The organism is Rhodococcus sp. USK10, from assembly GCF_019378875.1.
Taxonomy (GTDB): domain Bacteria; phylum Actinomycetota; class Actinomycetes; order Mycobacteriales; family Mycobacteriaceae; genus Rhodococcus_F; species Rhodococcus_F pseudokoreensis.
The window spans coordinates 632,041-650,399 of record NZ_CP076048.1 but is presented as its reverse complement, the minus strand read 5'-3'; the positions used below and the strand labels follow the sequence as shown (position 1 = coordinate 650,399).

16 protein-coding genes are annotated in these 18,359 nt (G+C 65.8%); 10 read left to right on the top strand and 6 right to left on the bottom strand.

Going from position 1 to position 18,359, the window contains the following annotated elements; translation table 11 throughout:
- Positions 1-33: 33 nt before the first annotated feature.
- From I1A62_RS09865 to I1A62_RS09855, 3 genes are all read right to left on the bottom strand, one after another.
- The gene (locus I1A62_RS09865) at positions 34-948 is read right to left on the bottom strand and encodes a hydroxymethylglutaryl-CoA lyase (RefSeq protein ID WP_219458602.1); all 915 of its coding nucleotides are present in this window, start codon (positions 946-948) and stop codon (positions 34-36) included.
- A complete protein-coding gene (locus I1A62_RS09860) occupies positions 945-2,210 on the bottom strand; it encodes a CaiB/BaiF CoA-transferase family protein (protein WP_219458601.1) in 1,266 nt (421 codons plus the stop codon). The genes I1A62_RS09865 and I1A62_RS09860 overlap by 4 nt, the downstream gene beginning before the upstream one ends.
- Before the next feature lie 148 nt (positions 2,211-2,358).
- Positions 2,359-2,994 (bottom strand): TetR/AcrR family transcriptional regulator, encoded by a 636-nt coding sequence (locus I1A62_RS09855; protein ID WP_124394078.1) that lies wholly within the window; start codon positions 2,992-2,994, stop codon positions 2,359-2,361.
- An 86-nt stretch (positions 2,995-3,080) separates the two neighbouring features.
- On the opposite strand from I1A62_RS09855, the gene I1A62_RS09850 reads away from it, so the two are divergent.
- Together I1A62_RS09850 and I1A62_RS09845 are read left to right on the top strand one after the other, a co-directional pair.
- Positions 3,081-3,647, top strand: coding sequence for a VOC family protein (locus tag I1A62_RS09850; protein ID WP_219458600.1), 567 nt, complete (start codon positions 3,081-3,083; stop codon positions 3,645-3,647).
- Between the two features lie 25 nt (positions 3,648-3,672).
- A complete protein-coding gene (locus tag I1A62_RS09845) occupies positions 3,673-4,311 on the top strand; it encodes a carboxymuconolactone decarboxylase family protein (protein WP_124394079.1) in 639 nt (212 codons plus the stop codon).
- A 29-nt stretch (positions 4,312-4,340) separates the two neighbouring features.
- Here I1A62_RS09845 and I1A62_RS09840 read toward each other — a convergent pair whose 3' ends face one another.
- Positions 4,341-4,976, bottom strand: coding sequence for a VOC family protein (locus tag I1A62_RS09840; RefSeq protein WP_219458599.1), 636 nt, complete (start codon positions 4,974-4,976; stop codon positions 4,341-4,343).
- A gap of 75 nt (positions 4,977-5,051) precedes the next feature.
- On the bottom strand, positions 5,052-5,810 hold the full coding sequence (locus I1A62_RS09835) for an SDR family oxidoreductase (RefSeq protein WP_219458598.1): 759 nt from the start codon (positions 5,808-5,810) through the stop codon (positions 5,052-5,054).
- Between the two features lie 581 nt (positions 5,811-6,391).
- Between I1A62_RS09835 and I1A62_RS09830 the strand changes: the two genes are divergently transcribed.
- The 3 genes from I1A62_RS09830 to I1A62_RS47175 all read left to right on the top strand — a co-directional run bounded on the left by I1A62_RS09830 (position 6,392) and on the right by I1A62_RS47175 (position 10,886).
- Complete coding sequence (locus I1A62_RS09830; RefSeq protein WP_124396341.1) at positions 6,392-9,364, top strand: UPF0182 family protein; 2,973 nt, start codon at positions 6,392-6,394, stop codon at positions 9,362-9,364.
- A gap of 207 nt (positions 9,365-9,571) precedes the next feature.
- Positions 9,572-10,030, top strand: coding sequence for a ubiquinol-cytochrome c reductase iron-sulfur subunit (locus tag I1A62_RS09825; RefSeq protein ID WP_124396342.1), 459 nt, complete (start codon positions 9,572-9,574; stop codon positions 10,028-10,030).
- Positions 10,031-10,772: 742 nt separating this feature from the next.
- Positions 10,773-10,886, top strand: a complete 114-nt coding sequence (locus I1A62_RS47175; RefSeq protein ID WP_124396368.1) for an alpha/beta fold hydrolase — start codon at positions 10,773-10,775, stop codon at positions 10,884-10,886.
- 357 nt (positions 10,887-11,243) lie between these two features.
- Here I1A62_RS47175 and I1A62_RS09815 read toward each other — a convergent pair whose 3' ends face one another.
- Complete coding sequence (locus tag I1A62_RS09815; protein ID WP_124396344.1) at positions 11,244-11,939, bottom strand: IclR family transcriptional regulator; 696 nt, start codon at positions 11,937-11,939, stop codon at positions 11,244-11,246.
- Positions 11,940-12,126: 187 nt separating this feature from the next.
- On the opposite strand from I1A62_RS09815, the gene I1A62_RS09810 reads away from it, so the two are divergent.
- The 5 genes from I1A62_RS09810 to I1A62_RS09790 all read left to right on the top strand — a co-directional run bounded on the left by I1A62_RS09810 (position 12,127) and on the right by I1A62_RS09790 (position 18,316).
- Positions 12,127-12,990: an alpha/beta fold hydrolase gene (locus I1A62_RS09810; protein WP_124396345.1), complete on the top strand. Its 864-nt coding sequence runs from the start codon at positions 12,127-12,129 to the stop codon at positions 12,988-12,990.
- Entirely contained in the window at positions 12,987-14,678 is a 1,692-nt protein-coding gene (locus tag I1A62_RS09805; RefSeq protein ID WP_374710750.1) for a bifunctional 3-(3-hydroxy-phenyl)propionate/3-hydroxycinnamic acid hydroxylase, read from the top strand. The genes I1A62_RS09810 and I1A62_RS09805 overlap by 4 nt, the downstream gene beginning before the upstream one ends.
- Positions 14,635-15,624, top strand: a complete 990-nt coding sequence (locus tag I1A62_RS09800) for a 3-carboxyethylcatechol 2,3-dioxygenase (RefSeq protein WP_219458597.1) — start codon at positions 14,635-14,637, stop codon at positions 15,622-15,624. Before I1A62_RS09805 ends, I1A62_RS09800 begins: the two co-directional genes overlap by 44 nt.
- 14 nt (positions 15,625-15,638) lie before the next feature.
- Positions 15,639-16,397 (top strand): IclR family transcriptional regulator, encoded by a 759-nt coding sequence (locus I1A62_RS09795; RefSeq protein ID WP_192582165.1) that lies wholly within the window; start codon positions 15,639-15,641, stop codon positions 16,395-16,397.
- 149 nt (positions 16,398-16,546) lie between these two features.
- A complete protein-coding gene (locus I1A62_RS09790) occupies positions 16,547-18,316 on the top strand; it encodes an FAD-binding protein (protein WP_124396349.1) in 1,770 nt (589 codons plus the stop codon).
- Positions 18,317-18,359 lie beyond the last annotated feature (43 nt).

Genomic DNA, 18,359 nt, shown 5'->3' with positions numbered 1-18,359 from the left:
GAGTGTTCCGTCGCGGTGTCGGCAGCGAGGTGGTCAATTGCCGGCGGGAGCCGGTCGGCCCCCGGCCGCGCGCAGTCTGCCTGCGAGGGATCTGTCGAGCAGGCGCTCGGCCAGTCGAGCGGCGTCGAGTTCCCTGTCGATGTCGATGCCGGTCGCGATGCCGCCGTCTTCGAACATGTAGACCAGTTCCTCGGTGGCGATGTTGCCGCTCGCGCCCGGCGCGAAGGGGCACCCACCGAGCCCGCCGACGGAGGCGTCGAACTGGCGGATGCCCGAGGCGTATGCCGCCCACGCGTTCGCCAGCCCCTGGCCGCGGGTGTCGTGCAGGTGCAGGCCGAGGTCCACGCCGGGGGCGGCGGCGCGCACCCGGGTGAGTACATCGGTGGTGCGCACCGGCGTTGCCGTGCCGATGGTGTCGGCAACGGACAGCGCATCCGCACCCGAAAGAACCGCACGCCGCGCGATGTCGGCCACGCGGTCCGGTGGGGTGGGTCCGTCGAATGGGCAGTCGAACGCGATGGCGACGATCACTTCGAGTGTGCCGCCCGCCCGGTGAATCAGTTCGGCAATGGGGGTGATCAGCGCGATCGACTCCTCGCTGCTGCGACCGACGTTGGCCCGGCTGTGCCCATCGGACGCGGAGACGACGTATTCGAGGCGGGTCAGGCCTGCCGCGAGTGCTCGCTTGACGCCGCCGAGTCCGGCAACCAGCGCCGAGAAGGTGACGTGTGGCCAGCGGCCGAGTTGGGCGGCGACGGCCTCGGCGTCGGCCAGCGCCGGGACGGCGCGCGGGGAAACGAAGGACGTGACCTCGATGCGCCGGACACCGGTCGCGGCGAGCGCGTCGATCAGCTCCAGCTTGGCGGCGGTGGGAATGGGCTTCTCGATCTGCAGTCCGTCGCGGGGCCCGACCTCCCGGATGTCGACCTCGGGTGGAATCGCGGTCACGAGATCGTGCCCTGCTCGCGCAGTGCGGCGAGCCGGTCGGCGTCGTAGCCGAGGATTTCGGTGAGCACCTCGTCGGTGTGGGTGCCCGGGCGGCTGGGCCCGCCCCAGCGGACGCCGCCCGCGGTATCGCTGAGTTTCGGGATCACCCCGACTCCCTTCACCGGCTCCGGATCGAATCCGGTGTCACCGGGCCCGAGGGAGGGGTCGACGTGGTCGACGAAGATCTCGCGGGCGTTGAACTGGGGATCGGCCATGACCTCGGCGACCGTGTTGACCGGGCCCGTGACCACCTCGAACTTGGTCAGCAGCTCGATCAGCTCTGCGGCGGGGAAGCCGGCCGCCCACTCGGCGATCAGGGTGTCGAGCTCGTCCTGGTGATCACCGCGCGCGGTGTGGGTGGCGTAGCGCGGATCGGTGGCGAGGTCGGGGCGGCCCATCGCAGCGGACAGACGCGCGAACAGCGTGTCCTGGTTCGCCGCGATGATCACCCACAGCCCGTCCTGCGTCCGATACAGATTGGACGGTGCGACGCGGTCGAGGCGGGTGCCGGAGGGTTGCCGGACGTGACCGGTCTTGTGGTAGTCGGGAACGGTGGACTCCTGGATGGCGAGTGCGGCCTCGGTGAGCGCGGCATCGACGATCTGTCCCCGTCCGGTGCGTTCGCGCGCGATGAGCGCGGCGAGGACACCCTGGAAGGCGAACATCCCGGCGAGGCTGTCGCCGAGCGAGAGCGCGATCCGCGGGGGCGCCTGGCCGGGAAATCCGTTGAGGTGCCGCAAGCCGCTGATGCCCTCGGCCACCGACGCGTATCCGGGACGCGCCGCGTACGGACCGGTCTGGCCGTATCCGGAGACCCGGGCCAGGACCAGCCGCGGGGAGATTTCCCGGAGGACGTCGTAGCCGACGGCCCAGCGCTCGAGGGTGCCGGGCCGGAAGCTCTCGACGACGACATCGGCGGTGGCGACGAGGTCGAGGAAGATCCGCCGGCCGGCCTCGGTGCGCAGGTCGAGGTTCACGCACCGTTTGTTGCGGGCGTGCACCGACCAGAAGTATTGGTGACCGCCCTCGGCCTGGCCCCAGTCCCGCAGGGGGTCGGGACGATCGGGGGCTTCGATCTTGATGACGTCGGCGCCCATGTCACCGAGGAGGCGTCCGCAGTACGGGCCTGCGATGAGGGTGCCCAGTTCGAGTACCCGCAGGCCGTCGAGCGCTCCCGGCGGTGTGTCGGTGGTAGCGGACGCGAACGGTGAGTGCGTTGTCATTGTGCGTGCCTTCGGGGAGATCGGAACAACGGCCGAGTCGACGAGATCGATCGGTCGGCCGTTGGTCAGTCGATGGTGAGGGGTGTGCAGGAAGCGCACCGTCGGGATCGTGACCCGGCACGGTTCTCGGTGGGGGAGCGCGCGGCGCTCAGTTCCGGTCGAGACCGAGTGCGCCGAGGCACATCTGGTCGAGGGTGTCGAGCAGGGCCGCCTCGTCGGCGTCGTCACCCTGGATCAACCACAGGTACAGGGTGTGGTCTACCATGGCGGCCATCGCGCGGGCCGCCAGCACCGGGTCGAGAGTGGCGGTGACCAGTCCGTCCTGCTGCCAGCGTGCGATCGCGCGAGAGGTCCGGTCGATCAGCTGACGGCGGTGCTCGTGACGGAGTTCGCGGAATTCGTCGTTGAACGTCGCGACCTGTTCGACGATCGCCATCAGCGGGGCGTTCCGGCGATAGGACTGATAGTACGAGCGGTTCGACGCGACCAGTTTCTCCGCCGGAGACAAGTCGGCGTCGGTTGGCTCGCGGCGGTGCATGTCCTCGAACAATCGAGTGCTCAGCTCCCGGAACACTTCTTCCTTCGACTCGAAGTAGCGGTAGAAGGTGCCGTAGGAGACGTTCGCCTCCTGGGCGATGTGTTCGACCCTTGTGTCGGGGAATCCGACCGTCTCGAACACCTTCCGGGCGGCGTCGAGCAGCGCGTCGCGTGTCTTGCGGCCACGCGCGGTCAGGGTGTCGACAGTGGCCGGCGTGGACGGGGTATTGACAGATGACTTGCTCACAGACAAACTCTCCCAATAGATGACATGACTGTCAAGTCATTTTTGTTCACTTCTCGCGACGACTTCACCACATCGGAAGGACCGCCATGAGCAATCCGAACTCCAAGTACGAACTTCGGGGTATCAACCACCTTGCGCTGGTGTGCTCGGACATGCAACGCACCATCGATTTCTACTCGGGCGTCCTGGGCATGCCCCTGATCAAGACCATCGAGCTGCCGGGGGATCTGGGCCAGCACTTCTTCTTCGACTGCGGCAACGGCAACACCATCGCCTTCTTCTGGCTGGCCGATTCCCCCGAGGCCGCGCCCGGTCTCGCCGCCCCCAAGGGGCTCCCCGACGAGGGTGAACTCGCGAGTGCGGTCGGGTCGATGAATCACGTCGCGTTCGCGGTGCCTCCGGAACAGTTCGACGAGTACTACACCCGCATGCAGGCCGAGGGAATCAAGGTCAGTCGAGTCCTCAACCACGACGACAGCTCCGCCGGCGTGTCCCGGCACGTGCACCCGGGCACCTTCGTGCGCTCGTTCTACTTCCAGGACCCGGATGGCGTCCTGCTCGAATTTGCCTGCTGGACGCGAACGTTCACCGAAGCCGACGTCGCGCACGAACCGAAGACCGCCGCCGACCGGCGCGTACCCACCGCATCCTGACCGCCACCGTCCGAAAGGAAAAGCCGTGCCCCGTCTCCGTGAGGTACCCCGCGCCGAAGTTGCCGACGAGAAGATCCTCTTCTTCTACGACCGACTGTTCGGACCCGACAAGGATCCCGCCGTCGATCACGGCACCATCCACGCCACCCCCGGCGACTGGTGGACCGTGTTCGCCCAGTCACCGGACGTGTTCCGGCACGCCGTCCGCGGATTCTCGCTCTACCGCAACGTCACCCTCGACCCCCTGCTGCGTGAACTGGGGCAGGCCAGGGCCGGGTACGCACGCGGGAGCCAGTTCGTCTTCTCCCAGCACTGCAAGCAGATGCGATCCCTCGGGGCACCGGAGGAAAAGATCGCGGCCCTTCCGCACTGGCAGGTCAGCGACTGCTTCTCCGCACTCGAGCGGGCGGTCCTCGCCTACACCGACGGCCTCGTCTACGACGGCGGCCGGGTGCCGGACGAGGTGTTCGCGGTCCTGAAGGCCCATCTCACGGATCCCGAAATTCTGCAGCTGACCTATATCACCACTCTCTACGACATGCACGCCACGATGTGCCGGGCCCTTCGCCTCGAATTCGACGACCGGCCGGAGTTGATCGCCGAGGTCGAGATACCCGCCGGCGTCGAGGTCCGTGACCTTTCGGCCGACCTGTCCGGAGAATGACGACTCGCTCCGCTGCCCGTCGTCGCTCCTCACGTGGGTAGCTCCGCCCCGGACTGCTCGGCGGCCATGTACTCGGCGTACCAGTCGGGCCAGTTCGGGTCCTCCTCGCCGGTGCGCTCTTCGTGCCGGCCGTGGGCGGCCGCCGCCCGGCGGAGCGCGGTCGCCAGGTCGCGTGCGGAGCCGAACGACGTGGTGGCCGTGTCGATCCGCCCGGGAAGCCTGGTGGTGACCTCCTGCAGCAGCCAGGAATTGCCGTCGGGGTCTCTGAACGACGCCAGGGAGGAGTAGCTGCGGCGGTGGGGGTCCGGCCCGTCTGCAGGCCCGTCCGCGCCGCGGTGGAACACGCTGACCGCGACGCCGGCAGCGACCAGCTGGTCACGGGCGACCTCGATGTCGGAGACGATGAGATATCCCTTGGCCGAACCGGGTGCGGCCGTGGTGAGGTCTGCGCCGAAATGAATCGAGGCGTCGGAGCCGGGCGGAGTGAACTGGACGACGCCGGAGCCGGGCGGTGTGACGTCCTGTCTCCAGCCGAGTCTGGTGTAGAACTCGGTGGCGCGGTCGACGTCCGAGACGGGGAGGACGACGACCTCCAGCTTCATGTCGACGGTCGGGACATTCGTGGTGCCGGTTGCCTCATCGGTGTGAACTTCGTTGGTGCTCATGGGTTTCCTCTCGCGATGTCTCAGGGATCGATCGAACAGGTCGTGCGAATCGCTGCGTCTGTCGTCGTGCGGTGGTCAGAAGACGAATTGCTGGCCGCCGTCGATGTCGTACGTCGCGCCGGTGAGTGCCGTGTTGCTCATGATGTGGACGGCGAGGGCTGCGACGTCGGCAGGGCCGACGACCCGGCCGATCGGAAGCTTCGTCCTCAACTCGTTCCGCCGTTCGTCGAGCCGATCACCGAGCAGCGATGCCGACAGTGGGGTGTCGACGAAGCCCGCGGCGATGAGGTTGACGCGAACCGGCGCGAGCTCGAGAGCGAGGGCCGCCGTGAACGGGGGCAGTGCGGCCGTGGCGGCGGAGGCAATCCCCAGGCCGTGACCGATGCGCCGGCCGCCGGTGCCGCCCATGAACACCAGCGCGCCCCCGGGCCGCATCTTGTTCGCCGCATTGCGCGCGACCTCGAGCCCCAGCACTATGTGCTCGGTGAGCTGCCGGCGCACCTCGTCCGCGTCCATCTCGAGCAGGGGAGCGTAACGCGGGCCGCCTGCCGTCACCAGCACATGGTCGATCGGTGTCGGCAGGTCCTCGAAGAACCTCCGCAATGCGGCCGGGTCGGTGGCGTCGAACGCTGCGGTGCGCTGCGTGCCGACGTCTGCCGCGGCGGCCTCGAGCCGGTCGGGGTTGCGCCCGGTGAGGATCACGTCGGCACCCTCCATCCGGGCGCGTCGCGCTGTCTCGAGCCCGATGCCTGCGCTGCCGCCGATGAGGACCACGGTCTGTCCGGCCAGCTCCGGTTCGCGCTGCACGGAGGCTGCTGTGTTTTCGCTGGTCACGATTTCTCCGATCGGTAGCGTCGGCCACCGATCACCGGGATTCGTCCGCATGGCGCTCTCACGCCGACCGACGATGTCGGCGCGGTCGGGGAGAGCACGTCGCAGTCCGGCATCGTGCGACATCGAGTCGCCGGTCGGCGTCCGCCTATGGAAATGCTTCTACAGTCGTCGTGGCCGGGCAAGGGTGTTGTCTTGCGGTCGCAGCAGGCGCGGCTGGTGGGGTCGCGCAGCCTAGAGCGCGCGTACAGGGGCAGGGCTCGTGTCGATGGCGATGGTCTTTCTTTGCAGCGAAACCTCTTTCACGGGTCCGGCTGCTTCGGCTGGACAATCTCGGTGGCCTTGCTGCCTTGGTCGGGACTTTCTCGCTGCTTCCGATCTATTTCCTGGATGCGAGCCGCGTCATCGAACCCGGCGCTCGCTCCGTTCGCGAGTCCACTGCGCCCAATCCGGTGCCCCATTCGCGCCGGCCAGGACGAGCCCGGCGCCGCCTAGAATGGGGTGATACGGATGCCTTCGCTGCATCGGGCGAGGGTGGTCCGCGGCGGCGGGGCTGCTCGTGAGCCGACCCGTGGGAGGTGGCCATGCAACCGTCCGACCGGATGTGGGCGCTGCCGCGGCGGGCCCGGGTCACGATCGTGGTGACGGTGGCTGTCGTTGCGGTGCTGGTGATCGGTCCGCGTCTGGTCGTGGGGTATACCGATTGGCTGTGGTTCGGTGAGGTCGGCTACCGCCGCGTGTGGGGGACCGTCCTGGTCACCCGTCTGATCCTGTTCTTAGCGGTGACGCTGCTGGTGGGTGCGGTGATCTTCGCGGCCACGGTGTGGGCGTACCGATCCCGCCCACTGTTCGCGGCCGCTGCCGCGGACGCGGCGAATGATCCGCTCGAGCGGTACCGGACGGTGGTGCAGCGCCGCCCGCGGTCGTTCGCGGTGGGAATCTCGCTGCTGCTGGCGCTGCCGTTCGGGTTGCACGCGCAGTCGAGTTGGGAGACGGTGCAACTGTTTTTGCACGGCGGCGGCTTCGGCACCGTGGACGCGGAGTTCGGGTACGACATCGGTTTCTACGTCTTCGACCTGCCGTTCTACCGGCTGATCCTGACGTGGCTGTTCATGGCGGTGTTCCTGGCGTTGCTGATCGGCCTGGGAACCCACTACCTGTTCGGCGGCATCCGGCTGGCACCGAGCAAGGACCACCTCATCGAGGTGTCCCGACCGGCGCGCATCCAGCTCGCGGTGCTTGCGGGCACGTTCATCGCGCTGAAGGGGGCCTCCTACTGGTTCGATCGATACTCCTTGTTGTGGAGCGGCCGGAAGGAGCCCACCTTCACCGGGGCCGGATACACCGACATCAACGCGGTGCTGCCGGCCCGGTTGATCATGGTCGCGATCGCGGTGCTGTGCGCGGCGGCGTTCTTCGCCGCGATCGCGGTGCGGGATCTGCGGATCCCGGCGATGGCCACGGCGCTGCTGGTGCTCTCGGCGATTCTGGTCGGCGGAATCTATCCGGCGCTGATCGAGCAGTTCTCGGTCCGCCCGAACGCCGCCGACCGGGAGAGCCCCTACATCGAACGCAACATCGCCGCGACCCGGCAGGCCTACGGAATCGGCCCGGACCGGGTCGACTACCTCGACTATCCGGGGGTGGGCACGCGACCGCCCCGGGACATTCCCGCCGACGTCACCACCATCGCTAACGCCCGCCTGCTGGACCCGACCGTGCTTTCGCGTACTTTCACCCAGCAGCAACAGCTGAAGAACTTCTACGGTTTCCCCGAGCACCTCGACATCGACCGCTACACCATCGACGGACGACTCGCCGACTACATCGTCGCCGCCCGCGAGCTCTCCCCGAACAGCCTCAGCGGAAACCAGACCCAGTGGATCAACCGGCACACCGTGTATACCCACGGCAACGGGTTCGTCGCCGCCCCCGCCAACCGGGTCAACGCCGCTGTCCGCGACGCCGCCGGGCAGAGCGCGAGCAGCGACAGCGGGTACCCGATCTACGCGGTCAGCGACATCGCCTCGCAGGTGGGCGGCGGCCAGGTGATCCCGGTGGAGCAACCGCGCATCTATTTCGGTGAGGTGATCGCGCAGGCGGACCCGGACTACGCCATCGTCGGCGGACCCGAGGGTGCGCCGCCGCGCGAGTACGACACCGACACCGCCCAGTACACCTACACCGGCACCGGTGGGGTGCCGGTGGGAAGTTGGGTCAACCGGCTGGCGTTCGCCGCCCGGTACGCCGAACGCAACATCTTGTTCTCCGGCGCCATCGGGCCGGGGTCGAAGATCATCTTCAACCGGGACCCGGCCACCCGTGTCGAACACGTCGCCCCGTGGCTGACCACCGACACCAACCCGTATCCGGCGGTGGTCGGCGGCCGGATCGTGTGGATCGTCGACGGCTACACCACCGCCGCCCACTACCCGTACGCGCAGGCTGGCGCACTCGCCGCGCCGATCGTCACCGACACCGGCCGCACCCTGCCCCTCGAGCAGGTGTCCTATGTACGGAACTCGGTGAAGGCGACCGTCGACGCCTACGACGGCACCGTCACCCTTTACCAGGTCGACGACAACGACCCAGTCCTGCGGGCGTGGATGAGCGTGTTCCCGGGCACGGTGCAGCCGCCGGAGGCGATCCCGACCGAGTTGCGCGCACACTTCCGCTACCCCGAGGATCTGTTCCGCCTGCAGCGGGACCTGCTGGCGAAGTACCACGTCGATGATCCGCGGGAGTTCTTCACGACCAATGCATTCTGGTCGGTGCCCAGCGATCCGACCGCCGACACCGGTGGCGAGCAGCCGCCGTACTACGTCCTGGTCGGCGACACCGGCACCGCGGCCCCGTCCTTCCGGCTCACCAGCGCCATGGTCGGCTTCAACCGGGAATTCCTCTCCGCCTACCTGTCGGTGCACTCCGACCCTGAAAACTACGGCAGAATCGACATTCTGCGGCTGCCGACGGACACCCAGACCCAGGGCCCGCGGCAGACCCAGAACTCGATGATCTCCGACACCCGCGTCGCCTCCGAGCGAACCCTGCTCGAGCGGTCAAACCGGATCTACTACGCCAACCTGTTGACCCTGCCGATCGCCGACGGCGGCATCCTCTACGTCGAACCGGTGTTCACCGAACGCTTGACCAGCACGCCCAACGGTTCCACGTTCCCGCAGTTGGCCCGGGTCCTGGTCAGCTACCGCGAACCCGGCACCGGCGGGGTGCGGATCGGATACGCCCCCACCCTCGCCGAGGCCCTCGACCAGGTCTTCGGCCCCGGCACCGGGGCCGTCGCCACCGCACCCGGCGGCGACGCCACCACACCACCGCCTAGCGATGGGCAACCGCCGCCGCCTCCATCGGGTGCCCCGCCTGCCCCACCACCACCGGCTTCGGACCAGCTGACCGCGGCGGTTCTCGAACTCAACGCGGCCCTGGCCAACCTGCGCGAGGCGCAACGCACCGGCGACTTCACCGCTTACGGCGCGGCCCTGGACCGCCTGCAACAGGCCATCGACACCTACCTGGCCGCGGGCGGAACCCCGCACTGACCAGTCCTCTCGGCGAGTTCCGCATCAATGACGTTGTACTGTAAGGATAATCACGGATCGCGCCCGCCTTGCACGGGCGGCTGAAAACTGTCGGACCTGCCCGGCGTCGCGCGTTTGAACCAGTTGCCCGTGTCCCGCGTTAGAACTATTGAGAGAGCCGTAGTGTGCGATCCCGCGTGACCCCAGCCCAGACAGGGAGCTACCGCCATGCAGTCCGACGAACTCAACCAGGAGCAGAGCCTGCAGATCAACCAGATGGCGTTTCCGCGCCGTACGGTTATCGCCGGTATCGGCGTTGCAGCCGCTTTGGCCGCGGGTAGCGCGCTGTTCAGCAGAACTCGCGCGTCGTCGGCGCCCGGCGGCGGCGCCGGCCCAGCTGTGAGGCCCGCGAGTGCAACCGTGCCGACCGGCAACGTTCCCGTCGGTGGCGGCGTCGTGCTCGGCGACGTTGTCGTCACACAGCCCAGCGGCGGTGACTTCCGCGGGTTCTCGTCGACATGCACGCACCTGGGGTGCACCGTATCCGACGTCTCCGGCGGCACCATCAATTGCCCGTGCCATGGCAGCAAGTTCAATCTCGACGGGTCCGTGCACAACGGTCCGGCGTCCGTTCCGCTCGCCCCACGGAGCGTCTCGGTTCAGGGTGACTCGGTCGTCGTCGGCTGAGGTGTGTGACCACTGCGGGCCGGCCGCTGTCACTTGGTTTTCTCGAGGAGTCCCGCATCCGGCCACATCTCTCGCGATGAGGCCATTGCCACCACCGTCCCGACCACTCGGTACGGTCGCGGACGAGCAATATTCCCACATCGTGGAGTCCGTCCGTGGCGCCGAGATTCTGTGCGAAGTCGAAGGGTCGTACAAAACAGGATCCTTCGTCGGTGACTTCGGCGCGGTGTGCCTCGCGGAGACAGGGCATACGTCGTTCCGCAAAGCCTTGTCATAAAGTCGGCCGCCGGACGCGTCCACCACCACCGCGTGGTGTTCGCGTTTGCCCACATCAATGCCGCAAGATGCGGGTACCGGGGCAAGAAGCCATTCCGAAGCGCGCGAGCGTGGGCCCATGGGTGGGGACAACCTGACGGCCTGGCTCATTTCACCGAGTGCGCGGGCTGTCTCGGCGGAGGCTGAGGGAAAACAGGTACCTTCCGCGTATATCGACCGTGACCGTGGTTGGCACATTCCGCGAATCTGTGACTGCAACGATTATCACGGCGAATGAGGCGGCGATGTATCACTACACCTTCTTTTCGAGGTCTCGGTTCCGCCACAGCGAGGTCGGTCCGGTGCGTGTGACGACGACTCCTGTGTTATTGCCTGCACTGCCGGGTTCGGGTGGTTTGGACGAATTGCCGACGGTGCAACAAGGCTTCTCGGGCTTGGCGCAGTGGCTGAACTCGTTCATCGATGAATCGGGATCGAGGAGCCCGTCACGCTGGTCGGTCATTCTTTCGGCGGCGCAGTGGCGATGCAAACTGCTTACGACTTTTCGTCACGGGTGTCGCAGCTGGGTCTCGTCGATTAGATCGGGGGAGGGACATGAGACTGGTCTGGACCGCCCCGGTCTGAGTGCCGAATGTCTAGGGGCGACTGGGAGCTGGATGCGCCGGGCGGGTATCCGATCGGCGACGTTTCCAGGCCGATCCGCACGCAGTGCAACGGCGCCGTATCCAACATCCGGCGGAATCCCGAAGAGCTTTGGTGTGCAGAGAGATTGGCTCGAAGCATCGATCTGACCGAGGAACTGGTGACGATCACGCGTCGAGGGCTACGGGCCTGCAGTGCTCAGAAGTCCACGACTGTTCGGCTACGTACTGTCCGAGGCCCTGAGCGGCCCCGCGAGGGTGCGCCGCCGCCGGCGCCAGGACTGACGAATCATCAACTATCGGATTGCTGCCGAAACTCTCTCCGCCGCCTTGATCACAGCGTCGCGGCTGCGTTCGATGACATCGGCACGGTGAGTGATCAGGTTTATGCACGTGGGGGGTCCGGGCTGCGGTCGAAGTATCGGCACAGCGAGCCCGTAGGTGTCCGGTTCGATCTCGCCGAACGAAGTGGCCCAGCCCGCAGTGCGGGCTTCGGTGATCTCTTGTCGTTCGTCGGGTCGAGGAGGAAGCGTCGCGGACAGGACCACCCCGGCAGCGCCGCGATCGAGCGGTGTGCGGCTTCCCTCCAGAAAGGACAAGTGATAGGACACGGCGGTCGGCACTATCACGGCGATCGCGACTGCTTCGTCTCCCTCGGCTACGAGAAGTGAGACCGTCGCGCCCAATTCGTCCGCAAGGCCTCGCAAGATGGGCAGACTGATGCTGCGTACATGACGATCGAACGAGTTGCCGAGCGCGACCAAGCCGGCGCCAGACCGATACTGTCCATCCTCGCCTCGCGACACAAGGCCAAATTGGTTAAGTGTCATAAGGAGTCGATAAGCAACGGTCCGATGTACCTGCAGCTGGTCCGCTATCTGCTGGACGCTGAGCCCATCCGAGGCGGCGACTGTCTGCAGGGCCGTGAGACCACGGGCAAGAGTTTGCGTCCCGGGCGGCCGGGCGCTGTCGTTGGGGGAGTCCTCGGTCACGTCGCCAACGGTACAGCCCCTCTCCCGCGACCGGCAGATGCATGCCGGCTATGGAGGCGGCGCACCTCGTCTCGAACCCGAGCCGTATCCGAATGGCCCTTGACACAAAGGTGGCCACTCATGAGGATAGTCATATGTCGCACGTAGTAGTGCGTTATTTACACAACAGGATGTGAGGACCGAGGACATGCACGAGAGCATCTGGAGCGACCTTCAGGGTGTGCCGTTCGAGCAGGGGTATCTAGTTGCGGACGGCGTGCGGACCCGGTATCTGCACGCGGGGGATCGGAGCAAACCGGCATTGGTTCTCCTCCATGGCTCAGGAGGGCACGCCGAGGCGTATGTCCGCAACATGGAGGCACACGCCAAGCACTTCTCGACGTGGGCGATTGACATGCTCGGGCACGGATACACCGACAAGCCCGGCCATCCCATCGAGATCAAACACTACGTCCAGCATTTGATGTCGGTCCTCGATGCGATCGGAGCCCCCCGCGCTCACCTGAGCGGCGAATCGCTCGGCGGGTGGGTCGTCGCACGCGCCGCGATCGACCACCCAGAGCGCGTCGAGCGCTTGGTCCTCAACACTGCAGGAGGATCGCAGGCAGACCCTGTGGTCATGAACCGCATCCGTACCTTGTCGATGGATGCAGCGACCGACCCGAGCTGGGACAAGGTGGCCGCACGGATCGTGTGGCTGATGGCGGACAAGTCCAAGACCTACGACGACATCGTCGCGAGCCGACTGAAGGTCTATCAGCAGGAGAACTACCCGGCAGCGATGAGTGACAGCCTCGCCCTTCAGGACCCCGTCATCCGGGAGCGAAATCTGCTCTCCGCCGGGGACTACGGCCGAATCACGGCACCGACCATGGTGCTGTGGACCAGCGACGATCCGACCGCCGATGTGACCGAGGGCCGGCGCATCGCGTCCATGATTCCTGGCGCGCAGTTCGTGGTGATGGATGGATGCGGTCATTGGCCGCAGTACGAGGACGCGAGCGCATTCGACCGGCTGCACGTCGACTTCCTGCGTGGGGTCCGGCCGTGACCGTGAAAGTGGTACGACCGCTGCGCACACGTGATCGTGATTCGGTCGACGTCCTGATCGTCGGCGCCGGACCCGTCGGTCTGACGATGGCAAACATTCTCGGCGGCCACGGTGTTCGTACCCGGGTGATCGACAGTCGCTCAGAACTGATCGACTACCCGCGCGGCGTCGGCCTGGACGACGAGTCCCTGCGTGGCTTCCAGGGCATCGGCCTCGCCGAGGGCATCCTGCCCCACACGGTGCCGAACCAGATCATGCGGTTCGTCAACGGCAAGGGCGGGATGATCGCCGAGATCGCACCGACCGGCGAGCCGTTCGGATGGCCACGCCGCAACGGATTCGTACAGCCGTTGGTGGACGCCGAACTATTGAAGGGTCTGGAACGTTACGAGAAGGTCGACGTCCAGTGGTCACGTCGACTGGAGTCATTCAGCGAGAACTCCGGCGGCATCGCCGCAACAGTCGAGGACGAAGGCGGCGGCATGTCGGTTGTCGAAGCCAGGTACCTCATCGGGTGTGACGGCGGTCGCAGTGCAACAAGACACTTGATGGGTGCCTCGTTCGACGGAACTACCTCTTCGACGAGATGGTTGGTGATCGACGTACGCAACGACCCGCTCGGTGCACCCAACATTTACGTTGGGGCGGACCCGAAGAGGCCGTACGTGTCGGTGTCTATCGCGCATGGAATCCGCCGCTTCGAGTTCATGGTCCTGCCCGGTGAATCGGACGAGCGCGCCGAAGACCCGGAATTCGTCCAGGCGATGCTTGCGCCCTTCGTGCCCAACACTTCAGATCTGGACATCATCCGCCAGCGCGTTTACACCCACCACTCGCGCATCGCGGGCGCCTTTCGGAAGGGACGAGTCTTCCTCGCCGGCGACGCGGCACACCTGATGCCCGTGTGGCAGGGCCAGGGCTACAACAGCGGGATCCGTGACGCGGTCAATCTGGGGTGGAAGCTCGCCGCGGTGATCAACGGCGTTGCTGAGGACGCATTGCTGGACACATACGACGTCGAGCGTCGGGGGCATGCCAGCGCCATGATCGACCTGTCGACCAGGGTCGGAAAGATCATCTCGCCAACCAACAGGACAGTCGCCCTCGCCCGGGATCTGGTGTTCGGCGCGTTGTCCAACGTTCCGGCGCTCAAGCGCTACATCATGGAGATGCGATTCAAGCCGATGCCGCGATATGAACGCGGTGCGGTGGTCCATGGACCTGGCACCGACGCGCGGACCTCACCGGTGGGGCGATTGTTTATTCAACCCAAGGTCGATACACGGCTGCGCGAAGACGTTCGGCTCGACGACGTGTTGGGGCCGTGGTTCGCCATCGCGAGCTGGAACAACGATCCTGTGACCCTGCTCGGACCCGAGCAATTCGAGGTCTGGAAACGGCTGGGCGCCCAATTCATCTCCTTCCGACCCAACACACAGCTGAATTGGCCGGACCAGGATCACCCGGACGTCGAGATCGTCGGTGACCGCTCCGGTGCACTCAAGGCATGGTTCGACGAACACGAGGAGTCAACGCTCTTCCTGCGGCCGGACCGGTGCGTGGCGGGTGCCTGCATCGCGCAGAACACCGCCAGCCTTTCTCGTTCTTTGACCACAGCGCTTTCACTTACCACCGGAGTTCGCCATGCCCCTAGCGCTCTGCTGCCTCTCGCACAGCCCACTGCTTGACATCTCGACACCCAAGCCCGACCTGCTCGCCGAGATCAACCTAGCCCTGTCACAAGCGCGAAACTTCGCGGCCGCATTCGACCCGGACGTAGTCGTGCTCTTCGCGCCGGACCACTACAACGGTTTCTTCTACAAATTGATGCCGCAATTCTGCATCGGGTACGAGGCGTCTGGAATCGGCGACTACGGCACCGAGGCGGGCGAATTCGACGTTCCACGAGAGCTCGCAGAGGGATGCGCACAAAGCGCACTCGATGCCGGGATCGACCTGGCCGTGTCGCTGAAGATGGAAGTCGATCATGGCGCGGTACAACCGTTGGACAAGGTTCTCGGTGGTCTTCGCGCGAAGCCCGTGGTGCCAATCTTCGTGAACTCGGTCGCGGCGCCACTCGGACCCATCGCCCGGGCCCGTCGACTGGGAGAGGCAATAGGCGAGTACCTCGCACGCCGGCCGGAGAGGATTCTCTTGATCGGATCCGGTGGCCTGTCGCACGACGCGCCAGTCCCTACGCTTGCAAGCGCCCCCGCCGACGTCGCCGAACGCTTGATCACAGGCAACGCGATGACGAGCACACAGCGCCAGGAGCGAACCGACCGGGTGATCGCCGCTGCGAACGACTTCGCGGCCGGCACGGACAATCTCCGGCCCCTGAACCCCGTGTGGGATCGTGCTCTGCTCGACCTGCTCGCTACCGGGAATTTGGAGGCCGTCGACTCCTGGAGCAACAAATGGATCGAGGAACAGGCAGGGGGCTCGGCGCACGAGGTACGCACGTGGGTGGCCGCGTTCGCCGCGCTCGCTGCTGCCGGCGGGTATGAGGTGACATCACAGTACTACCGCGCCATCCCCGAGTTCATCGCCGGCTTCGCGGTCACGACTGCGAGGCCGACAGGGGTGTCGATGAAGCCCATCGGGGACACCACGCAGGCGGGGGAGGTGAACTAGTGATGCTCGGTACCGTGAGCAAGGCTGGAAAGGTCCTCGGCCTGTTCACATCAGGTCTGCCCGAATGGGGAGTCAGTGAGGTGGCCAGCGAGTTGCACATTCCCAAGTCCAGTGCGCACGCTCTACTGAGCACGCTCAACCAGATCGGCCTCGTGCGCCGAATCCCCGACGGGCGGTACCGGCTGGGATGGCGGATCTTGGAGTTGAACCGAACACTGCTGGAGAGCACCGACTTCTTGGGCGCGGCCCGTAGCCGCACCCAACAGATCGCCGATCAACTCAACGCCACCATCCATATCGCCGCGCTCCGCGAACACAATGTGATCTACCTCGACAAGGTCACCGGTTGCCGGCGGCCCGAATTCACCGCGTCGGCGGTCGGATTGGCCGCCCCGGCGCACTGCACCGCGCTGGGAAAGGTGCTGCTGGCAAACCTCGACGAGGGCCAGGCCGACGCCCTCGTCGAACGGCACGGGCTGACCCGATGCACGTCGAGGACCATCACCTCGCAGCCGCAACTGCGCGCCGAGCTCGGCGCGGTGCGGCTGCGAGGGTGTAGCTACGACTTGGAGGAGTCCGCCTCGAAGATATGTTGCGTGGCCGCACCGATCAGAGACACTCAGGGCGTCGTGCAGGCCGCGATAAGCATCAGCGCCCCAGCATCCCAGTTTCGACAGCACCCGGTTGTGTTGCGCCGCAGTGTACAGAGGGCAGCAATGGGGATATCGCGAAGTCTGTTCACGTCGGAACATGCTGTCGCGGGTGCAGTATGAGGCCCACCGACACCATCCGTTCGGTGGGTGAGCCGAATCGTCACCCTGTCCAACCGACGCCGGCACCGATCATGCACCGATGCTGCCCAGCGAAACCCGTCGCACTGGTTGGCGACGTCACCTTCCGATCTCTCGTCTAGGAGTGTTCCGTGAAAACGTCTCAAAGGAATTTCGACACAACCGTCGACATCCTCGTAATCGGCTCCGGTGGTGGTGGTATGACCGCCGCCTTGGCAGCCAAGGCGGCAGGTCTCGAGACGCTGCTGGTCGAGAAGGCATCGGTCTTCGGTGGAACGACCGCATTGTCCGGGGGCGGGATCTGGGCGCCGGGTGCAGACGCCTTGCTGCGTGACGGATACACCGGCAGACCTGAGGAGGTTCTCGAGTACCTCGAGACGATCACCGCCGGATTGGTCACCAAGGAGCGTCTGCAGGCGTATGTCGATCAAACTCCCAAGATGATCGACTTCCTCGAACAGCTGAGCGGCCACATAGAATTTGTCTGGAAGCCAGGATATCCCGACTATTATCCGGACCTTCCCGGCGGAAGCGCCCTCGGCTGTACCGTCAACGTGCCTCCGATCGATCTGCGCCACTTGGGCGAAGATGAGGCTGCGCTGATCAAGCCGCTGGCCTTGGCTCCTCGTGGGATCTGGCTCGGGCCGAAAGAACTTCATGACTTCTATCGGATTCGCCAGTCTTGGCGAGGTAAAGCGGTCCTGTTGCGGCTCGCCTGGCGAATGCTCCGCGCTCGAGTCACCGGCGAGCGGATGGTTGCCATAGGGCAGTCGTTGGTCGCCCGGTTGTTCCTGGCCATTCGCGAGCAGGGCATCGACATCTGGCTCAATTCGCCGATGGTTGCACTCGTGGAAGACGAGTCCGGGACAGTGGTCGGGGCCGAGATCGAAAAGGACGGACACACCGTCACCGTGCGCGCCCGCGGTGGCGTGGTCCTCGCTACGGGAGGGTTCGACCACGACTTGCCGATGCGTATGCAGTACGAACCAGTCATCGACGGCGACTGGAGCCTGGGTAACCCTGCATCGACCGGCGACGGTATCAAGGCGGGGGAAAAAATCGGAGCGGCCGTCGATCTCATGGATGAGGCCTGGTGGTTTCCGGCAATTGCCTGGCCCGATGGGCGGCTGCAGTTCATGCTGAACGAACGGATGATCCCCGGACAGTTCGTGGTCAACGGTGCCGGGAAACGTTTCGTCAATGAGGCCGCGCCGTATACCGATTTTGGACATGCGGTCATAGCCGGCCAGCGAACCGGCGTAACCCATATTCCATCCTGGCTGATCATCGACACGAGATCCTGGCGCCGCTACGTGTTTGCCGGCCACCTGCCGTTGCCGAAAATTCCAGGAGCACCGGTACCCACCGGACGTAAGGTCCCACAGGCCTGGCTCAACTCCGGTGTCGTCAAATCCGGCAACACCTGGACCGAACTCGCACAGGAGATCGGCGTGCCGGCCGAGGAATTGCAGCGGACGGCGGACCGCTTCAACATGATGGCGCGTAACACCATCGACGAAGACTTCCATCGCGGGGAAAGCGCCTACGACAACTACTACGGCGATTCCACACTCCCCAATCCAAATCTCGCCGTCGTCGACAAGGCGCCGTTCTATGCATTTCGCATCGTTCCGGGTGACCTCGGCACCAATGGCGGACTGGTCACCGACGAGCACGCGCGGGTCCTTGGCCGGGACGGCGATGTCCTGCGGGGCCTCTACGCCACGGGTAACACCGCGGCCAGCGTGATGGGTCGCAGCTATGCGGGTGCGGGCGCAACAATCGGCCCAGCGATGACATTCGGCTTCATCGCGGCCAAGCACATCGGGGAGACTATTGCGGCGTTCGACGACGATCTTGCGAATCGAGCGCACTCAGACGCCGAGGCTCCCACGCAATGACCGCGCCATTCCGACCGGGCTCCGCGTGGCCCTGTCGCCCGCG

Excerpts from the sequence above, each read along its gene's own strand:
- I1A62_RS09840 (WP_219458599.1), bottom strand. The coding sequence starts at position 4,976 with ATGAGCACCAACGAAGTTCACACCGATGAGGCAACCGGCACCACGAAT.
- I1A62_RS09825 (WP_124396342.1), top strand. The coding sequence starts at position 9,572 with ATGCAGTCCGACGAACTCAACCAGGAGCAGAGCCTGCAGATCAACCAG.
- I1A62_RS09810 (WP_124396345.1), top strand. The coding sequence starts at position 12,127 with ATGCACGAGAGCATCTGGAGCGACCTTCAGGGTGTGCCGTTCGAGCAG.
- I1A62_RS09830 (WP_124396341.1), top strand. The coding sequence starts at position 6,392 with ATGCAACCGTCCGACCGGATGTGGGCGCTGCCGCGGCGGGCCCGGGTC.
- I1A62_RS09860 (WP_219458601.1), bottom strand. The coding sequence starts at position 2,210 with ATGACAACGCACTCACCGTTCGCGTCCGCTACCACCGACACACCGCCG.
- I1A62_RS09800 (WP_219458597.1), top strand. The coding sequence starts at position 14,635 with ATGCCCCTAGCGCTCTGCTGCCTCTCGCACAGCCCACTGCTTGACATC.
- I1A62_RS09850 (WP_219458600.1), top strand. The coding sequence starts at position 3,081 with ATGAGCAATCCGAACTCCAAGTACGAACTTCGGGGTATCAACCACCTT.